Genomic DNA, 16,030 nt, shown 5'->3' on the forward strand with positions numbered 1-16,030 from the left:
TTACCCCTTCCATGATCCATGATCATTTAATAATTGATAATGATTATCATTATTGATCATACTATCGGATTTGCTCTTTTTGCACCATGGACAAATAACCGGATTCCTCATGGACATTTTCCGGAAAACAACCGGATGGCCTCCTCCGCCATCTGCTCCATTGCAATGGGCGAATACTCACGCCAAGGATAAGAGGATATTTGATGGAACGTTCCCTCTCTCACCGCGGAGATGGCCATCCACTCCGGCGTCGCCTGCAGTCTCCTCCAATAGGCAAGCGTTTCGGAATCTTGACGGATCAGAAGAAGCAGATGGTTTGCACGGCTCTCCCTGATCTGCTCCATCGTTAAACACCCCTCATTCTGCTGATCCATAGGCAGGGCCGGCTGAAAACCGAAATCATCGAATAGTATTTCCTTCATGCCCGGATGGCTGTATGCCCGAAGTTCATCCTGATGCAGGCGCGCGGTCAAAAGCGTGCGGGCTTCCCTATTGCTAGAGGGGAGCTTCTCCCGGTAAGCCGATATCTTGTGATGAAACGCTTCAATCCACTGCTCTGCTTCAGGCAGCCTGTCCAGCATTTTGGCGAGACTGAGCAGATTGAACCGCCATCCTTCCTGCTCTCCCGGCATTTCATAGAGAGGGGCGATCTGCCGAAGCTGCTCCTTCTCCCACTCCTCGACCCCCTGCGCGCACACGATGAGCTCCGGACGTGCCGTGGCCAGCTTTTCCAGATTCGCATATTTGTTATGGTTCTGGCGGTATGCATCCAGATGAACCGGAATATCGGGGCCGAGATGGTTATAGTAATGCTGTGACCACTTCGGATGAAGCGGAGCCGCATACGGCGTGAAATCCAGCGGCATGGCGTAACCCAATAGGCTCGTTGAGCCGTACATCGCCAGTTTGTTTTTCCTTGTCTTCATATAGGCGGAGGGCGAGATCCCGAAAGCTTTCTTAAATTTGCGGCTGAAATAAAATTCATCCTTATACCCCACCATATGGGCAACCTCACGCAGCAAGGAATCCGAACCCAGCATCAATTGTTTGGCTTTGTTCAAACGGACGCTCGCCAAATAATCCATCGCGCTGTGCCCATAGGTCTTCTTATATACCTCTACAAAATACTTGGGGCTCAGTTCGGAGAGATTCGCCAGCTGCTCGATCGTTAAATCTTCATCGTAATGCTCTTCGATATACTCCTTCACCCGGTCCAGCGCTTGCCGTTTATCATTCTTGGCATATGGGCTGCATTCGGCCATCATCGTGTACAGCAGCTCCTGAAAATCCAGCTGAGCCCTCCACTGCTTCATGGGCTCCATGCTGTGAAAATCCTTATACATCGCCCGGCAGACGAGATTCAAGCGGTCCGGGGAGCTGATGACAAAGATGCCGTCATAGGGCATGAATGCGGCGCCGTCCACTTCATGCAACCGACCGCAGCCCGACATCCCTTCATAGAAGCCAAAATGAAGAATCGCCACCGCTGTCTGTTCCTGTTCCTCGGAACTCCAGTACTCGCCGCTCGTAATACCAAAAGTAGATCCAGCCGCGCAAAAATAAACGCACCCCTTATTCATGCGTGTCACTTGCTCTGCCTGCTGCAAACAGGTCTCTCCGCTAAGCGGGACGATCAAGGCCGGCTGCACGGCCAACTGTTGTTCCAAGGACATCCCTTGCCCATGAACAATATCCATATTCCATAAACGGGCCATGAACCCGCTGTATTCTCTTGGCTCTCCCTTGCTGGTATTCATCGATAGGTTTAACATCATTGCAGACCCCAACCTTAAATGAGAATGGTTATCATTATCATATAATTATCATACACCGTATCAAATGTCCAGTACGTTCTTCGTCTTTTCCATAAATGCGCCATGATAGTCAGGCTAAAAAAGAAAGCAGCCATGTCTCCCTAAAAGGAGTCATGGCTGCTGCTATTTACAAGTGTGTCTGAAGGCGGATCTTTTGAATGAAAGAGTTTCAACCCCCTCCAACGGGAGTCTTTTCTTACATCCGCTGAATTTTCATTAATTTCCCCGTTGGCGCTGCCGGGCTCTAGCCTCGCCGCCTTTGCGGCCCGCTTCTTCACGGCTCATCTTGCCATCCCCGTTGCTGCCGCTGCCGTTTCTGGCTTCGCCGCCCTGCTGTCCAATTTCTTGGTAGAACTCGCGACCATGGGAATCCGAGGTAGCCTCGCCGCCTTTGCGGCCGATTTCCTCATAGAACTCCCTGCCATGGGAGTCGGAAGTCGCTTCGCCGCCCTTCTGGCCAATCTCTTGATAAAACTCCTTATCATGGGAGTTTGACGTGGAGTCACCGCCTTTTTTGCCGATTTCCTGATAAAATTCTTTGTCATGGGAGCGGGACGTCGCTTCGCCGCCCTTCCGTCCGATCTCTTGGTAAAACTCTTTATCATGGTTGTTCGCTGTTGCTTCTCCACCTAAACGTCCTGCTTCTTCACGGCTCATCTTACCATTATTGTTATTAGCCATTCTGAATCACTCCGTATAGGTTTATGGAAGTTGTTGCTCGTCCACGATATGATATTAACCTCTTGACCAGAGATGAAACACCGGTTTTGCATAAACGCGCAATGAAAAATATCTAAAATATGGATAATCTCTATGGAAATCCTGATATATAAATAAAAAAGCTCCACGCTATGCGTGAAGCTTCTTCTTCAACATGGTATGCGGTAGAGAGGACTCGAACCTCCACGGGTATACACCCACTACCCCCTCAAGATAGCGTGTCTGCCATTCCACCACTACCGCATAATATAAGGGATACATCTTTTCGTGCTAAGTAAAAATGGTGAGCCATGAAGGACTCGAACCTTCGACACCCTGATTAAAAGTCAGGTGCTCTACCAACTGAGCTAATGGCTCTCGATGACAATCGTGCGGCTGCCATATAGAAAGTGGTGACCCGTAGGGGATACTCTCACTTCGTTCGAGACTGCGAAACTTATCCTAACGAAGGTTATGCTTCGACGAACCGACGGGGTTCTCATCCCGAAGTTATATAGAAAGTGGTGACCCGTAGGGGATACTCTCACTTCATTCGAGACTGCGAAGTTTATCCTAACGATGGTTATGCTTCGACGAACCGACGGGGTTCTCATCCCGAAGTTATATAGAAAGTGGTGACCCGTAGGGGATTCGAACCCCTGTTACCTCCGTGAAAGGGAGGTGTCTTAACCCCTTGACCAACGGGCCACTTTAACCACGTCGCCGTGACGACAAGATTGAGTATAGCACAATTTCAAAAATGCTGGCAAGCTTTTTTTTCGCAAATTTTTAAATTTATTTACGGAGCTTATTCGGCCCATAAATCAGCCTAAAAAATCCGGTGTCAACTTCCCTTCTTGAACGCTATTTCCTTCACGCTTCACATGGTATGCATGTGCATTTTCCCTTGAGCTTACGATTCGATGCAACCGTCCGTCCATGAAATGCAATGCAACCCCATCATCAGCAGCATATCCTGCTTTTGCTTCACCTTGAAGCACGAGTTTGTGATAGGCGGGCCTTCTTTTGCTCTCACCATCATAGTGCGGGCAATGACTGCCTTGTAATATACCCAGACCCTCAAGTTCGTACAAAGGCCCGTTCAACGGGTCCGTCACCCCTTGCTCAAACCAGCAAATGGAGCCAGCGCTTAACCCGGTTAAAATGACACCCTGTTCATACGCCTCTTTGAGTATCTGATCCAGGCCCCATTCCTTCCACAAGACCAGCATATTCCGGGTATTGCCCCCGCCAACATAAATGATATCCTTCTCGAGTACAAAAGAGCGAAGATCGGCAAAGTTCGGCTGGAACAGCGACAGATGACTGGGAATACACGGCAGTGTCCGGAAAGCCTGATAGAAACGTTCAACATACCCATCCGCATCCCCGCTTGCCGTCGGAACAAAACACACGTCAGGCAATTCTTTCGATACTTGTGCCAAAACATAGCGATCAAGCAGCAAATTATCAGGTTCCATCGAGAAACCGCCGCCACCCATTGCAATAATCTGTTTCATTGAGCTCTATTCCCCCATTCATGCTAAAGCGAAAGAGAGAGAGGGATACTCTCCCTTCGGTCGAGACTGCGAAGTATCCTTAACGCTGATTATGCTCCGACGAACCCTATCAGGGTTCTCATCCCTACTGCAAAAAAAGCTCCCGATCACTTGGTGATGGGAGCTTTCTTCGATGTCATGCTCAACGGAGAGAGAGGGATTCGAACCCTCGCACCGCTTACGCAGTCTAACCCCTTAGCAGAGGGTCCCCTTATAGCCACTTGGGTATCTCTCCATATGGCTCCCCGAACAGGACTCGAACCTGTGACAACTCGATTAACAGTCGAGTGCTCTACCAACTGAGCTATCAGGGAACGTGAAGTTGAATACTAATAATTTATCATGACTTCTTAGGGGAGTCAAGCTTCAGAAGCGTTAGACGCCCGCCGCACTTTCCGCACCGATACCGGGCCGGATCCATCTTCCGTTTACGCAGGTATTCCGTCCCGCAGTCGCCGCAGCGAAGCATGTATCGGTACGGTTCCGGTTGACGTCGGCCGGCTGCCTTGCCCTTCGGCAACGATTTGCAGAAACGGCTTCCACCAACGGCCTGCAGCAGTTTCTTGAAATCGGCATCGCGATGGCGATATCCCCTGCCCGCAATGTGGAGATGATAATGGCACAGCTCATGCTTGATGATCTTCTCCACCTCTTCCCTGCCGTGCGTGGCCAGCTGATGCGGATTGATCTCGATATGATGGCTTTTCATGAAATAGCGGCCGCCGGTCGAGGACAATCGTCGGTTAAACGTAGCCTGATGCCTGAACGGAACCCGAAAGCTCTCCAGCGAGATTTTCTCGACCCAGGCCTGCAGCTCCTCATTACTCATCTCGTTCGTTGTCACCATGTCTGATCCTTCCTTTGCCCTGATAAATGCTACTTGAATTTTAACTTCTCTCTGGGCTACACTGTCAAGTAGAAAGTATGGAGGGAGAACCTGCAATCATGCCGAACATGCGCTACGTTATTTTAAAGGGTCAGGACGAGCTGTTCTTTGTCGAAATGCCCAGTGACTATGCTTACCAGCTCAGTGCCCTGAATTTACGCCTGAACAAGGAAATCGATAAACTCACCGCAGCAGGCAAACCTCAGCTGCCTCTTGCCGTAGCCGAATGCGACCATTTGGATTTGCTGCAGGAATCGCTGAGCATTCAGGGTGGTCTTGAATACATAAATGAGCTTGAGCAGGCCTTTGCTTCCCTGAACGAAAAGGAATATCCGCTCATCTCGCTGCTTACCGAAATTCGGGCCCTTCAAGCTCAGCTCGAGCAATGGTACGAGGAAGAAGCGCAATAATCGAGGTAGACCTGCACGCTTTGGGCATTTTCCCCATATGCTATCCATACAGATGGAAATAGCAAGAGGAGGAGATACCCTTGCCGCAATGGCTCTGCAATCAGTTGACACGCGCTTTCCGCAAGAAGGACAGACGTCAGATCAAGCTGCTGAACGAATGCTGGTACTTTTACCGGAATTCCCCAGGTGAAGAAAATTCGAATGCCCGTTAGGGCCTGCAATCGATCCATAAGGTTGACAATAAGCCGGACGCTCTGTCCGGCTTATTTTTGCATTGTAATAGGTGGACTGCATCCGTCGAATCCGCTCCTATAAATCGCTTCGTCTAGCTGGCCAGGAGCCCTGAAGCTTCCGAATAAAAACGATTTGCCCCGTATGATAGGCGTCATGCATGATTAAGCTGAGTATTCGCTGCGGCGATTCTTCGATCTCGGCTTCCGTCATCGCCTCGAACTTCTGTCTTAACGTTGCATGAACCTCCTGAAGCTGATTCCGGGCCGTATTCCAGGCCTCCTCACTGGTGTCATGGATCAGAAACGTCTCGTCGTTTCCTATCCCTTCATTATGAAGCGGTCTCCCTTCCAATCTGCCGAGCAAACGCTGCTTATAATACAGCAAATGCTGCACGTTCTCCCAAATGGAATTCGCCGCCTCCCCTTCCGGCTTCCACAATGCCTGCTCGAGCGTAACCTCCTTCAGCGCCGGTAGAACCGGAGGATACCAATCCTCCTGATCCATCGCATAATCCCAGTTTTGCAGCAGCAATTCCTTCATGTTCATATCCATCGCCTCCGCTTTGAATGTAACTATCATAAATAAAATAGAGCGTTACATAAAAACTAACACACTTCAGATCCCAAAACAAGTAACTAGCAACATATATATTTACTTGTTACAATGATGAGACAAGAAAGGATGAGCTTCATGTTATGGGATGATTTTATAAACAGCGAATGGCATGACTGGAGAGGCAGCGGCCGATCCGAGGACCGGCTCGCCCGGGAGGATTGGCTCACTGAATTTATTAGCGAGCATGAGCTCCACGTCGCCGTTCCGCTGACTTCGGATGAACTGGAACTTCTCCGGCAGCTCCGATCCTTCCTGCGATTATGCGTTCAGCGCATCGTTGCAGGTGCCCTCCCTTCCCGCCAGCAAGTAGAGGAATTGAACCGCTGGATGGCGACAGGGCCGGTCATTCGGCAGCTCAAGATCGAAGAGGACCAAAAAGGGGTACTTTCTTATATACCGCAAAATCCAGGCCTTCAAGCAGCCGCTGCCGGGATCGCCGGCTCCTTTGCGCAAGCCATCGAGCAAGGCGAGTTGACTCGATTTCGCATCTGCACCAATCCGGATTGTCTCTGGGTGTATTACGATGACACGCGGAACCGCTCCAAACGTTATTGCGACGATAAAATGTGCGGAAATCTGATGAAGGTCAGACGTTTTCGGGCGAAGAAAAAGCAGCAGTCAGAGCCTGAGAAATAGGCCGCTCGTTTAAGCTGGCGCAGTATATCGCAACATACATGCGATAAAAACGTCCTGCTTCTAAAGCTGAGTCATGACTAAACCTTCCTCCAGAATAAACTCTATTCGCAGTCGATCCGGCCCATGATGAAAAAAAGAACCCAAAAAAAGAGCCGTTTCTCCCAGAAGGAGAATACGGCTCTTTTTTAGCTTATTTTAGTTCTATCCTTGGTCTTTCGGCTTGCGCATCGTCAATCCGACGCGCCCCTTCTTCAAATCTACGTTCAGCACCCAAACGGTCACGTTATCCCCCACGGAGACGACATCCATCGGATGTTTAACAAATCCATCGCTCAGCTGGGAGATATGCACCAGGCCGTCGCTCTTGATGCCGATATCGACAAAGGCGCCGAAATCGATGACATTGCGTACCGTTCCCTGAAGCTCCATTCCCGGCACAAGATCCTCGATCTTCAGCACGTCCTGGCGGAAAATCGGCAGCGGCAGTTCCTCCCGCGGATCGCGTCCCGGACGCTGCAGGCTGTCCAGAATATCGCGAAGCGTCGGCACGCCCACCTCAAGCTTCACGGCCAGGCTCTCCGGCTGCTGGGCATCCAGCAGCTCAGCCAGCTCCTTGCTTCCCAGCTTGTCCAGGCCAACCTGGAGCTCCTGGAACAAACGGTCAACCACTGCATAGGATTCCGGGTGAATCGGAGTACGATCCAGGATGTTCTCGCCTTCCGAAATCCGCATGAAGCCCACGCACTGCTCATAGGTCTTGGCACCGAGACGCGGAACCTTCTGGAGCTGCTTCCGGCTGACAAACTTCCCGTTCTCTTCCCGGTACTTCACGATATTTTTCGCAATGGTGGCATTGATGCCGGCCACATAAGAGAGCAGCGATGGCGATGCCGTATTCACGTCCACCCCGACATGGTTCACCGCGGACTCCACGACGGCCTTCAAGCTTTCCTCCAGATGCTTCTGGGTAACGTCATGCTGATATTGGCCCACGCCGATCGACTTCGGATCGATCTTCACCAGTTCGGCCAGCGGATCCTGCACGCGGCGCGCAATCGAGGCTGCGCTGCGCTCGGCCACATCCAGATCCGGGAACTCTTCCTGCGCCAGCTTCGAAGCCGAATACACGCTTGCCCCGGCTTCGTTTACGATGAGGTAAGCAAGCTCTGGGTCGGCGAGCTCCGCAATGACTTCTTCCGCTACGAACTGCTCCGTTTCGCGGGATGCCGTACCGTTCCCGATGACAATGAGCTTGATTCCGTATTTCGCAATCAGCTCCTTGAACTTGGCGGCAGCCTCCCGCTTCTTGTTGGCCGGCGGCGTCGGATACGTGACGGCTACCTCCAGCAGCTTGCCCGTGTCATCGACTACAGCAAGCTTACATCCGGTACGGTAAGCCGGATCGACGCCCAGCACGCGGCGCCCCTTCACCGGCGGCTGCAGCAGCAAGCTGCGCAGATTCCCCGCAAAGATGGAGATCGCCTGGTTCTCCCCTTTTTCCGTCAACTCCCCGCGCACCTCGCGCTCTATCGATGGGGCTATGAGACGCTTGTAGGAGTCCTCGATCACCGCCGTCAGAATGTCCGAAACGGCCGACGGCCCTTTAAGCACCTGCTTTCCGATATACCCGTGTATGGATTCGGAAGGAACCTCCAGCCCCACCTTCAATATGTTCTCGCGCTCGCCCCGGTTAATGGCCAGTATCCGATGCGGCGGCATTTTCTTCGCCAATTCCCGGTAATTGTAATAGTTCTCGTACACGGATTCCGCTTCGGTATCCTTTGCCTCCGACGTCAAAATGCCATGATCCAGGCTGAACCGGCGTACCCAGGAACGAACGGCTGCATCATCGGCGATGTTCTCCGCCAATATATCCATCGCGCCTTGGAGGGCCTCTTCCGCCGAAGCCACGCCTTTCTCCTCATCGATATATTTCGCAGCCTCCACCATCGCATCGGCCTGCTTCGGCTGCGACCATATCCACTCCGACAGCGGCTCGAGTCCCTTTTCCTTGGCGACGCTCGCCCGCGTCTTGCGTTTTTGCTTATACGGACGGTAGAGATCCTCCACCTCCTGCAGCTTCACAGCCGCCGTAATCGATGCTTTCAGCTCTTCCGTCAGCTTGCCTTGCTCTTCTATGATGCGGATGACTTCCCGCTTACGGACCTCCAAATTGCGCAAATAGCCTGTCCGCTCTTCGATATCACGCAATTGGTTCTCATCCAGTTCGCCTGTCATTTCTTTACGGTAACGCGCAATAAACGGTATGGTATTGCCCTCATCCAGAAGTTCAACGGTCGTGCGCACCTGTTTCTCGGACAATTGAAGCTCCTTCGCGATCTGCTTCACGATCCGTTTCGATTCTTCCTTGCGAATCTGTTCTTCATTTACTTCCACAACAGCTTCTAATTCAGACAATGATATCCCTCTTTCTTCAATGAAACTATATTTGCTATTATCCCAAACTTAAGCGCTCATTTCCACTACATCGCTCACTTCGCAAGGCTTTAAGCTGCATTTAATGTCAATTTCATCTGATTTTAAGTTTCGGCTTATATTCTGTTACTACGAACATGCTGCTGCCGGATATCCACACTCCATAACGATCGGGAGGTCACCTTCGATGAATGACAAACATGCGATTGCCTGGTCTGTTGTCTGCCTACTGTTCATTGCAGCAGCGGTCACGACGGCATACGTGCTCATACCTACAAACGCGTAATCGATCGTCCCTAAGGGATAAACGCGCCTCGCCGCCACATAAAAACCCTCAAGGAATACTCCTTGAGGGTTTTTTGGCCGTAACCGTTCTATGTGGAACATGCAACGCTTGGATTGAATCAAAAATCAATCAAGCCCAGACTTATTTGCAGGGAATCATCCACCTTGCTCATCATTTCATCATCAAGATGGGTGATTTTGTCGGTTAGCCGCTGCTTATCAATCGTCCGGATCTGCTCTAGCAAAATGACGGAATCCCGGTCAAATCCATGCGACGCCGCGTCGATTTCGACGTGAGTCGGCAGCTTGGCTTTTTGAATCTGTGCCGTAATGGCTGCAACAATCACAGTCGGACTAAACCGGTTGCCGATATCGTTCTGAATGACAAGGACCGGTCTCACGCCGCCTTGCTCAGAACCGACAACAGGTGATAAATCCGCAAAAAATACGTCGCCCCGTTTAACGATCACTGTTTACACCCCGCTTACTAAGCGGTCTAGAGTGTTGTCTGCATCTTCCTCCGCGTGAAACGCCTCAGAAGCCATGGTCAGGTTAATTTTGGCCATTTCCATATAACCACGCTGCATGGATTCACGAATGTAACGTTTCTTCCGTTCATTCAGGTACAACTTCATGGCCTGCCTAATAAGCTCACTGCGGTTGGAATTTTCCAGCTGAGCGATCCCGTCCACTTCCTGCAAAAGATGATCCGGTAAACTGATCATGATTCGTTTGGTGTTCTGCATATTGGCCACCTTCTATTACACCCCCACAACCTTCTCGCCCTGTGCACCAGTATTACATTATTCAAGGAAAATTATACAAAAGAATATATATGCCGAAGGTATATCAAGTATGCTGCATATCATTATAAACTACAATCGACACTTTCGTACAGACTTAAACGACATATTCCTAATTCGGGAAGATCTGTACGTATTCCTTCTTTCCTGAATAAATAACTTATGGCGACATGCTTTTTTTAAAGGTTGTTCCAGAGCGCGTTTACGGTCTTTACCGGTATATCATCGCGTATATAAAGACGCGGTACCCGGTGGGCAATCATGCAGACGACCTCATAGTGGATCGTCCCCAGCTTGGCTGCCAGCTCATCTGCCGTAATGCATTCGCCAGATTGCTGGCCGATGAGTACAACCTCTTCACCAGCTTTGATTTGTTCCGCCTCCTCGGCGAAAGATTTGAGCGATACCATACATTGGTCCATACAGATATTTCCGACTACAGGGACGCGGCGGCCGCGTATCAGCACTTCCGCTTTACCGCTCAGCATACGAGAGAAGCCATCGGCATAACCGATGGGAAGGGTTCCAATTCGTTCTTCCTGCTCCGTTACATACTTCGTCCCATAGCTGATGCCGGAATGCGGAGGTAAATTTTTGACGTAGACAAGCTTTGTCTTTAGCGTCATGACAGGGCGGAGGCTCACTGTCTTTCGATTCACCTCGTCCGAAGGATATAGTCCGTACAAGCCGATGCCGACACGAACCATATTATAGGATAGCTCAGGTGTATCGATCGCAGCAGCGCTGTTGCCCGTATGTATGATCGGGATATGGTAACCCTTATCCCGAAGAGCGTCCGCAACGCCCTGAAAACGGCGATACTGTCCCAACGTATAGTCTTTGTTCTCTTCATCCGCTCTTGCAAAATGGGTAAACATTCCTTCGACCACAACCTGCGGCAGCGATAACGCTTCTTCTATAAAAGAAATCGCATCTTCGCCGGGAAGCAGGCCCAAACGACCCATTCCGCTGTCAATCTTGATGTGTACCTTAAGCGGCTTCTCCGGCTTGACCGGCAGTGCCTTTATCGCTTGGAGCACTTCCGAACTGAACAGGGTTATGGTTACATCATACTCGTAAGCGATCTCTACAGCTTCCGGTGGGGTATAACCGAGCACCAGGATCGGGCCAGAGATGCCGCCTTGCCGAAGCTCAAGCGCTTCATCAAGGAAAGCCACGCTTAAGTATGCCGCACCCAGTTGCTGAAGTTCGCGTGCCACTTCTACGGCTCCGTGACCATAAGCGTTCGCCTTCACACAAGCAAGCAATTTCATGTGATCCGGCAGTGCCTCACGAAAAGCGTTATAGTTGGCGCGCAGATGGTCCAGGTTGATTTCCGCCAGGGTAGGTCGATATATCGCTTGCAATTCCAGTCACCTTCTTACCATTTTGAAAAAAGCATTATGCTTTACAATAGATTAATGGTAATGTTCCCGGGAGCAACTGTCAATTGAGACAAACTGCTTATTTATGGAGCTCGTGGTTCCATCCGGACGGCGAAACTTGGTGAAACGTCGGAATATCTGCAAAATATCGATGAAGTCCCCTGCCCAAATTCCTTTATTTGGAGAAAATAGGCGAATGGCCTCATTGTCGGAAGATTGCCCTCCTTCAATGCTTGGTATCCGCCTACTTCGTATTATTTACCCGATTCTCCCTGCATGGAAGCAGCGACTTTCTTCATTTCTTCGACTGGCAGATTAGCGCTCGTGATCCGGTATTCCACGCCTTCCGAACTCCAAGTCAGCGTTCTTTGCTGATCGCCGGTGAGCAGGCCGACCGTCGTGAAATCAATATACACCGCTTCGCCCGGAACTAGTGAAACCGCACGATCCGACGGTCTGGATTCCATGATCGTGTATTGGTATACGCCGTCGTACTTCAGAATAACCGCATGGTCCTTGCTCTCCGGAACTTCCATGGTGTCCTTGTTCGTAACCCCTGCAGGCACATATTCCGGATAGATGATGCCGAAGGATCCCATGTCGCCGCCGGCAGCCGTTTCCGTCAAGCCCTCGGTTCCCTGAGCGCCGTTCCCCTCCGTAGTGGAAGCCACCGGTACCCCGTTCTCGTCCACTTCCGCAATCGTCCCCTTCGCATCGTTCATGGCACTCAGATTCTTGTTGGTATCAAACGAATCCTTGGTTAGGTTCGTATCGAATGTAAAGGTATTGAACTTCACTTCAACGACGACATTGGCTTCCGAATCCGATACTTGTACCTGTTTCGGCGTGTAGTTGTCCTTGGCGAGCCAGATCTTTTGACGAATCAAGGAATGACTGTGGTAGTTGGCGGCTACATCAAACACGTAGCTGTCCTTGTCCTCGGCAAACTGGCGCGTATTGTCGCTCAGAATGCTGCTAAGCAGCGTTTGATACAGATATACCTGCCCCTGATTATCCGGCCAGTCGCTCTTGAAGCGGAAGCTCTTATTTAAGCTTGGCGTCAGTACGAACACGCCGTCATCGTTGCGAAGCACGATTTGCGTAATATCCTTTTGCCCGTTGGTTAAGCTGATCCGATAGTAAGATGGAGATTGGTACCATACCTCAACCTGATACTCCTGCGGCGCCGAACCGGTATGTATGGTCATAACGCCCGCTCCCTGGTAAGCGCCCTTGGCACTTTCCAGCTTATCAGCCACCTTGCCCAGATCCTTCACAACGCTGTCTGCATTTTTCTTCCCGCATCCCGCCAGTATTGTTGTTAAGCATAATACTACCGCGAGCAGCACCCATGAAATCCGGCGCATGTCATCATCCCCTTCAACACTTGTATTGACTTGATTGATACATGTCTATGAGGGACTTGGTCACATTATGCAGACTAGCCTGACAAGCATGATTACAGCGGACTGCGGCATGGGCTTAAGATCGCTCACGGCGTAAAAAACGAGCCAGGATGAGTCCATTCGATCGCCGATTCATCCGGGGCTCGTTATTAAAATTGCGGCATGGGTTTCCCTATCCGAGACTTATTCTTCAACAAGCATCAACCTCATTCAAGTCAGCCATCTTAATGGGCAGCATGCAGCGAGACGGACTTCTCAGGCGTTGCATTCGTGTAAGGCGCGAACCATTCCTCATCCACTTGGTCAGGTGACGGAAGGCTGCGGGTGGTCGAGTCGAAGACCCAGAAGATCCCTACGCAGAACACGGCGATTCCGCATCCCGCGATAACGGAGGAGCTTGCTGCAACCACGCCAAGGGCACCTCCAATCAGGCTGCCAAGCGGCATGGCAATTCCGCTGAGTCCGCTTGCTGCCGCGAACACCGTGCCCAATCTTTTCTCGGGTATCGCCTTCTGAATGACCGAATTGATGATCACGTTCGTAATGCCTCCCGGAAACCATGCCAGGCCGTACACCAGAACGACAAGCCAGGTCCAAGGGGTGAACACGCTGAGACACCAGGCAGCACCCGACAAACAAAACGCTCCGGCAAAAAGATATCCAAGCGGCAGGCGCTCCAGCTTCAAATACGGAGCCAGGATCGCTCCCAGCAAACTTCCGCAAGCCTGGGCCATGAGCAAGATCCCGTACACGCCGGCTCCGCCGAGGCTGTCGGCGAACGCAGGCATAACCGTGAAGGTAGCGCCGCCTGCGGCATTGATGACGATAATCCCCATCTGTACCCGAGCGAGCGGAGTTGCCAGGATGTAACGGAGACCTTCTTTCATGTCGGTCCAATAATCGCTGAGAGCCTTTTGCATCGTTTTTGAAGTAACGGACGCTTTCGCCGTTGTTTTATTCTCGTTGTTATCGGAAGTCTTGATGGACTTCTTGATTTTCAATTGCGCAAACAACAAAGCTCCGACGAAAAATCCAATGGAATTCCATAAGTAAAGGGATACTGCGCCCAGCACGACAATCAATACGCCGGATATGGCATTGCAAGCGACATCGATGCCTTGGTAGGCCAGGGAGAACAGCGAGTTGCCTTGCGTCAGCTGCTTCTTTTCGAGAATTTTAGGAAGGGCCGACATTTGGGCCGGATATACCCACATATTCAACGTCGATAGAATCGGTGTAATCGCCAGTACAAGGCCGACCGTCAGAAAGTCGAAATAAAATGCAAGCGGAACGATCAACAGAAGAAGCGCTTGAATGAACTGGGTGTACACCAGAAGCCCCCGTATGGGAACGCGGTCGATCATCGGGCCGGATAACAATTGAATGATCCGGGGGAGAATCGAGAGAAGGCCGGCAAGCCCTGTATACAGCGTCGAACTTCCCAGATCGTATACCAGCCACATGGCCGCTACAGCATACAGGCTGTCACCGATATTCGTAAGGATTCGGCCAATGAACAATAGCAGAAAATTGCGATTCTTTAAAATCTCCACAGAGAAACACTCCCTTATTTTTAAATTTTATCGTTTAGGAGAAGAGGCTGTGAGGCCCCTTCCTATTTGGACGTTTCCGTCGAAACCACATTGATCCCAACGGCATACTCCTTGCTGTCTTCCCCTTTGGTCGCGATGGTCTTGTTCACCCATTTTTCGAGCAGTTCCTTGAACTCCGTTGTCATCTCTTCATATTGGTCGGCGTTCAGCTGCAGCCTCAAGCTAATTCGGGTTCGGGTCGCCGCGTCGTAATCTTCGGCAAGAACCGGGTCCATCGTTTGCGTTCCCTTGGTGTTAAACCACTTCGCTTTGGATTTATAATATTTCTCAACGATGCCGCCGACCGTCCGGGTCTCCACCAAATCTATCAGCCCGCCGTCATATAACTTCTGGATATGATAGTGGATGCTTCCCGGCGAATCTCCCAATTCATCCGCGACTTGCTTGGAGGTTTTGGCCGTATCCAGCATGGTTCCGAGAATTTTCACCCGCTGGGCGCTTCCTAGCAGCTTCGCTTGTTCCACCGATATTTCAATGCTTTGATTTTGATCTTGATCCATCATGCAGCTCTCCATTCTAATTGAATTATTCATTCTAAACTTGTTATTCATACTATTATTTTCGTTTGATCTAATTTAGTTTATCAATCTAATTTTCTAGATCATTATGTCACAATAATAAACCACCTATTACCATTTGTAAATAGGCGGTTTATAAATTGTTTATTTTTTTCTACACGGGCTTGACCATATGATGATAAACATGCCCGTTAATCATGATGTCCTTATCCGTTTTATATCCTTTTCGGTCGTACAAGGAATGGGCACGATGATTGTCCGTCACCACGGCGAGGGCAATTTTATGGTACTTAAGCTCCTTTGCCCGGTTCTCCGCATGAAGTATGAGCGCCGAGCCGATCCCCTTGCCTCCAAACTGCGGGGAAACGGATAACGTATCGATATAGTATTCATCTTCATCCGCTTCTTGATCCAGCGTTACGGTAGGGTCGTTCTTCAGCTTCCGCAGTCGATCCAAGATGGGACGGTCCAATTCGGCCGCTTGATCGCCGCCGTAAGCAACGATGATGCCGGCCACCTCGCCGTCGATCTCCTTCACGGCAGACTGACGGTAACTGAGCCTGCCCTCGTCCGCCCGAAAATATTGCTCCAGCACTTCAAGCGCTTTCTCTTCGCTGTCTTCCCCCGTTAACCGATGAGCTACATCGTGCAGTGCGTCATACAGCAGCCTGGCTGCCGCGCCCGCATCCTGTGGCCTTGCTGATCTGATGGTCATGCTGATTCAACCTCCA

16 protein-coding genes and 5 tRNA genes are annotated in these 16,030 nt (G+C 50.7%); 3 read left to right on the forward strand and 18 right to left on the reverse strand.

Annotation, left to right across the window (positions count from 1 at the left end; genetic code table 11):
- Window positions 1–107 precede the first annotated feature (107 nt).
- The 9 genes from AC3RCL_RS26225 to AC3RCL_RS26265 all read right to left on the reverse strand — a co-directional run bounded on the left by AC3RCL_RS26225 (window position 108) and on the right by AC3RCL_RS26265 (window position 4,919).
- Window positions 108–1,775 (reverse strand): AraC family transcriptional regulator, encoded by a 1,668-nt coding sequence (locus AC3RCL_RS26225; RefSeq protein ID WP_492532935.1) that lies wholly within the window; start codon window positions 1,773–1,775, stop codon window positions 108–110.
- A 255-nt stretch (window positions 1,776–2,030) separates the two neighbouring features.
- Window positions 2,031–2,495 (reverse strand): KGG domain-containing protein, encoded by a 465-nt coding sequence (locus AC3RCL_RS26230; protein WP_015737244.1) that lies wholly within the window; start codon window positions 2,493–2,495, stop codon window positions 2,031–2,033.
- A 199-nt stretch (window positions 2,496–2,694) separates the two neighbouring features.
- Window positions 2,695–2,777, reverse strand: a tRNA-Leu gene (locus AC3RCL_RS26235).
- A gap of 38 nt (window positions 2,778–2,815) precedes the next feature.
- Window positions 2,816–2,891, reverse strand: a tRNA-Lys gene (locus AC3RCL_RS26240).
- Between the two features lie 255 nt (window positions 2,892–3,146).
- Window positions 3,147–3,221 (reverse strand) — tRNA-Glu (locus AC3RCL_RS26245).
- Window positions 3,222–3,337: 116 nt separating this feature from the next.
- On the reverse strand, window positions 3,338–4,033 hold the full coding sequence (locus AC3RCL_RS26250; RefSeq protein WP_492532938.1) for a Type 1 glutamine amidotransferase-like domain-containing protein: 696 nt from the start codon (window positions 4,031–4,033) through the stop codon (window positions 3,338–3,340).
- A gap of 185 nt (window positions 4,034–4,218) precedes the next feature.
- A tRNA-Ser gene (locus AC3RCL_RS26255) sits at window positions 4,219–4,307 on the reverse strand.
- 3 nt (window positions 4,308–4,310) lie between these two features.
- Window positions 4,311–4,386 (reverse strand) — tRNA-Asn (locus tag AC3RCL_RS26260).
- Between the two features lie 26 nt (window positions 4,387–4,412).
- Window positions 4,413–4,919 (reverse strand): SprT family protein, encoded by a 507-nt coding sequence (locus AC3RCL_RS26265; RefSeq protein ID WP_492532939.1) that lies wholly within the window; start codon window positions 4,917–4,919, stop codon window positions 4,413–4,415.
- Window positions 4,920–5,017: 98 nt separating this feature from the next.
- Between AC3RCL_RS26265 and AC3RCL_RS26270 the strand changes: the two genes are divergently transcribed.
- Window positions 5,018–5,368, forward strand: coding sequence for a hypothetical protein (locus AC3RCL_RS26270; RefSeq protein WP_009594449.1), 351 nt, complete (start codon window positions 5,018–5,020; stop codon window positions 5,366–5,368).
- A gap of 80 nt (window positions 5,369–5,448) precedes the next feature.
- The gene (gene cmpA, locus AC3RCL_RS26275) at window positions 5,449–5,580 is read left to right on the forward strand and encodes a cortex morphogenetic protein CmpA (RefSeq protein ID WP_015737250.1); all 132 of its coding nucleotides are present in this window, start codon (window positions 5,449–5,451) and stop codon (window positions 5,578–5,580) included.
- 97 nt (window positions 5,581–5,677) lie between these two features.
- On the opposite strand, the gene AC3RCL_RS26280 is transcribed toward cmpA, so the two are convergent.
- Window positions 5,678–6,148, reverse strand: a complete 471-nt coding sequence (locus AC3RCL_RS26280) for a DinB family protein (protein ID WP_492532942.1) — start codon at window positions 6,146–6,148, stop codon at window positions 5,678–5,680.
- 144 nt (window positions 6,149–6,292) lie between these two features.
- On the opposite strand from AC3RCL_RS26280, the gene AC3RCL_RS26285 reads away from it, so the two are divergent.
- The gene (locus AC3RCL_RS26285; protein ID WP_492532944.1) at window positions 6,293–6,853 is read left to right on the forward strand and encodes a CGNR zinc finger domain-containing protein; all 561 of its coding nucleotides are present in this window, start codon (window positions 6,293–6,295) and stop codon (window positions 6,851–6,853) included.
- A gap of 201 nt (window positions 6,854–7,054) precedes the next feature.
- Here the strand turns inward: AC3RCL_RS26285 and AC3RCL_RS26290 are convergent, their stop codons facing one another.
- The 8 genes from AC3RCL_RS26290 to AC3RCL_RS26325 all read right to left on the reverse strand — a co-directional run bounded on the left by AC3RCL_RS26290 (window position 7,055) and on the right by AC3RCL_RS26325 (window position 16,014).
- Window positions 7,055–9,271 (reverse strand): Tex family protein, encoded by a 2,217-nt coding sequence (locus AC3RCL_RS26290; RefSeq protein ID WP_277746902.1) that lies wholly within the window; start codon window positions 9,269–9,271, stop codon window positions 7,055–7,057.
- A 422-nt stretch (window positions 9,272–9,693) separates the two neighbouring features.
- Complete coding sequence (locus AC3RCL_RS26295; RefSeq protein ID WP_006212388.1) at window positions 9,694–10,044, reverse strand: type II toxin-antitoxin system PemK/MazF family toxin; 351 nt, start codon at window positions 10,042–10,044, stop codon at window positions 9,694–9,696.
- A 3-nt stretch (window positions 10,045–10,047) separates the two neighbouring features.
- The gene (locus AC3RCL_RS26300) at window positions 10,048–10,329 is read right to left on the reverse strand and encodes a CopG family ribbon-helix-helix protein (RefSeq protein ID WP_028406492.1); all 282 of its coding nucleotides are present in this window, start codon (window positions 10,327–10,329) and stop codon (window positions 10,048–10,050) included.
- Between the two features lie 227 nt (window positions 10,330–10,556).
- Window positions 10,557–11,744 (reverse strand): alanine racemase, encoded by a 1,188-nt coding sequence (gene alr, locus AC3RCL_RS26305; RefSeq protein ID WP_192570689.1) that lies wholly within the window; start codon window positions 11,742–11,744, stop codon window positions 10,557–10,559.
- A gap of 272 nt (window positions 11,745–12,016) precedes the next feature.
- Entirely contained in the window at window positions 12,017–13,129 is a 1,113-nt protein-coding gene (locus AC3RCL_RS26310) for an outer membrane lipoprotein-sorting protein (protein ID WP_096776514.1), read from the reverse strand.
- A gap of 263 nt (window positions 13,130–13,392) precedes the next feature.
- The gene (locus AC3RCL_RS26315) at window positions 13,393–14,721 is read right to left on the reverse strand and encodes an MFS transporter (protein ID WP_492532948.1); all 1,329 of its coding nucleotides are present in this window, start codon (window positions 14,719–14,721) and stop codon (window positions 13,393–13,395) included.
- A 62-nt stretch (window positions 14,722–14,783) separates the two neighbouring features.
- Window positions 14,784–15,284 carry a winged helix-turn-helix domain-containing protein gene (locus AC3RCL_RS26320; RefSeq protein ID WP_192570687.1) on the reverse strand — a complete coding sequence of 167 codons (501 nt, stop codon included), beginning with the start codon at window positions 15,282–15,284 and terminating at the stop codon, window positions 14,784–14,786.
- Window positions 15,285–15,453: 169 nt separating this feature from the next.
- A complete protein-coding gene (locus tag AC3RCL_RS26325; RefSeq protein ID WP_213579681.1) occupies window positions 15,454–16,014 on the reverse strand; it encodes a GNAT family N-acetyltransferase in 561 nt (186 codons plus the stop codon).
- Window positions 16,015–16,030: the final 16 nt, after the last annotated feature.

The organism is Paenibacillus sp. MT86 (genome assembly GCF_058792535.1).

Excerpts from the sequence above, each read along its gene's own strand:
- AC3RCL_RS26265 (WP_492532939.1), bottom strand. The coding sequence starts at position 4,919 with ATGGTGACAACGAACGAGATGAGTAATGAGGAGCTGCAGGCCTGGGTC.
- AC3RCL_RS26270 (WP_009594449.1), top strand. The coding sequence starts at position 5,018 with ATGCCGAACATGCGCTACGTTATTTTAAAGGGTCAGGACGAGCTGTTC.
- AC3RCL_RS26285 (WP_492532944.1), top strand. The coding sequence starts at position 6,293 with ATGTTATGGGATGATTTTATAAACAGCGAATGGCATGACTGGAGAGGC.
- AC3RCL_RS26280 (WP_492532942.1), bottom strand. The coding sequence starts at position 6,148 with ATGAACATGAAGGAATTGCTGCTGCAAAACTGGGATTATGCGATGGAT.
- AC3RCL_RS26320 (WP_192570687.1), bottom strand. The coding sequence starts at position 15,284 with ATGATGGATCAAGATCAAAATCAAAGCATTGAAATATCGGTGGAACAA.
- AC3RCL_RS26250 (WP_492532938.1), bottom strand. The coding sequence starts at position 4,033 with ATGAAACAGATTATTGCAATGGGTGGCGGCGGTTTCTCGATGGAACCT.
- AC3RCL_RS26230 (WP_015737244.1), bottom strand. The coding sequence starts at position 2,495 with ATGGCTAATAACAATAATGGTAAGATGAGCCGTGAAGAAGCAGGACGT.
- AC3RCL_RS26325 (WP_213579681.1), bottom strand. The coding sequence starts at position 16,014 with ATGACCATCAGATCAGCAAGGCCACAGGATGCGGGCGCGGCAGCCAGG.
- AC3RCL_RS26225 (WP_492532935.1), bottom strand. The coding sequence starts at position 1,775 with ATGATGTTAAACCTATCGATGAATACCAGCAAGGGAGAGCCAAGAGAA.
- AC3RCL_RS26310 (WP_096776514.1), bottom strand. The coding sequence starts at position 13,129 with ATGCGCCGGATTTCATGGGTGCTGCTCGCGGTAGTATTATGCTTAACA.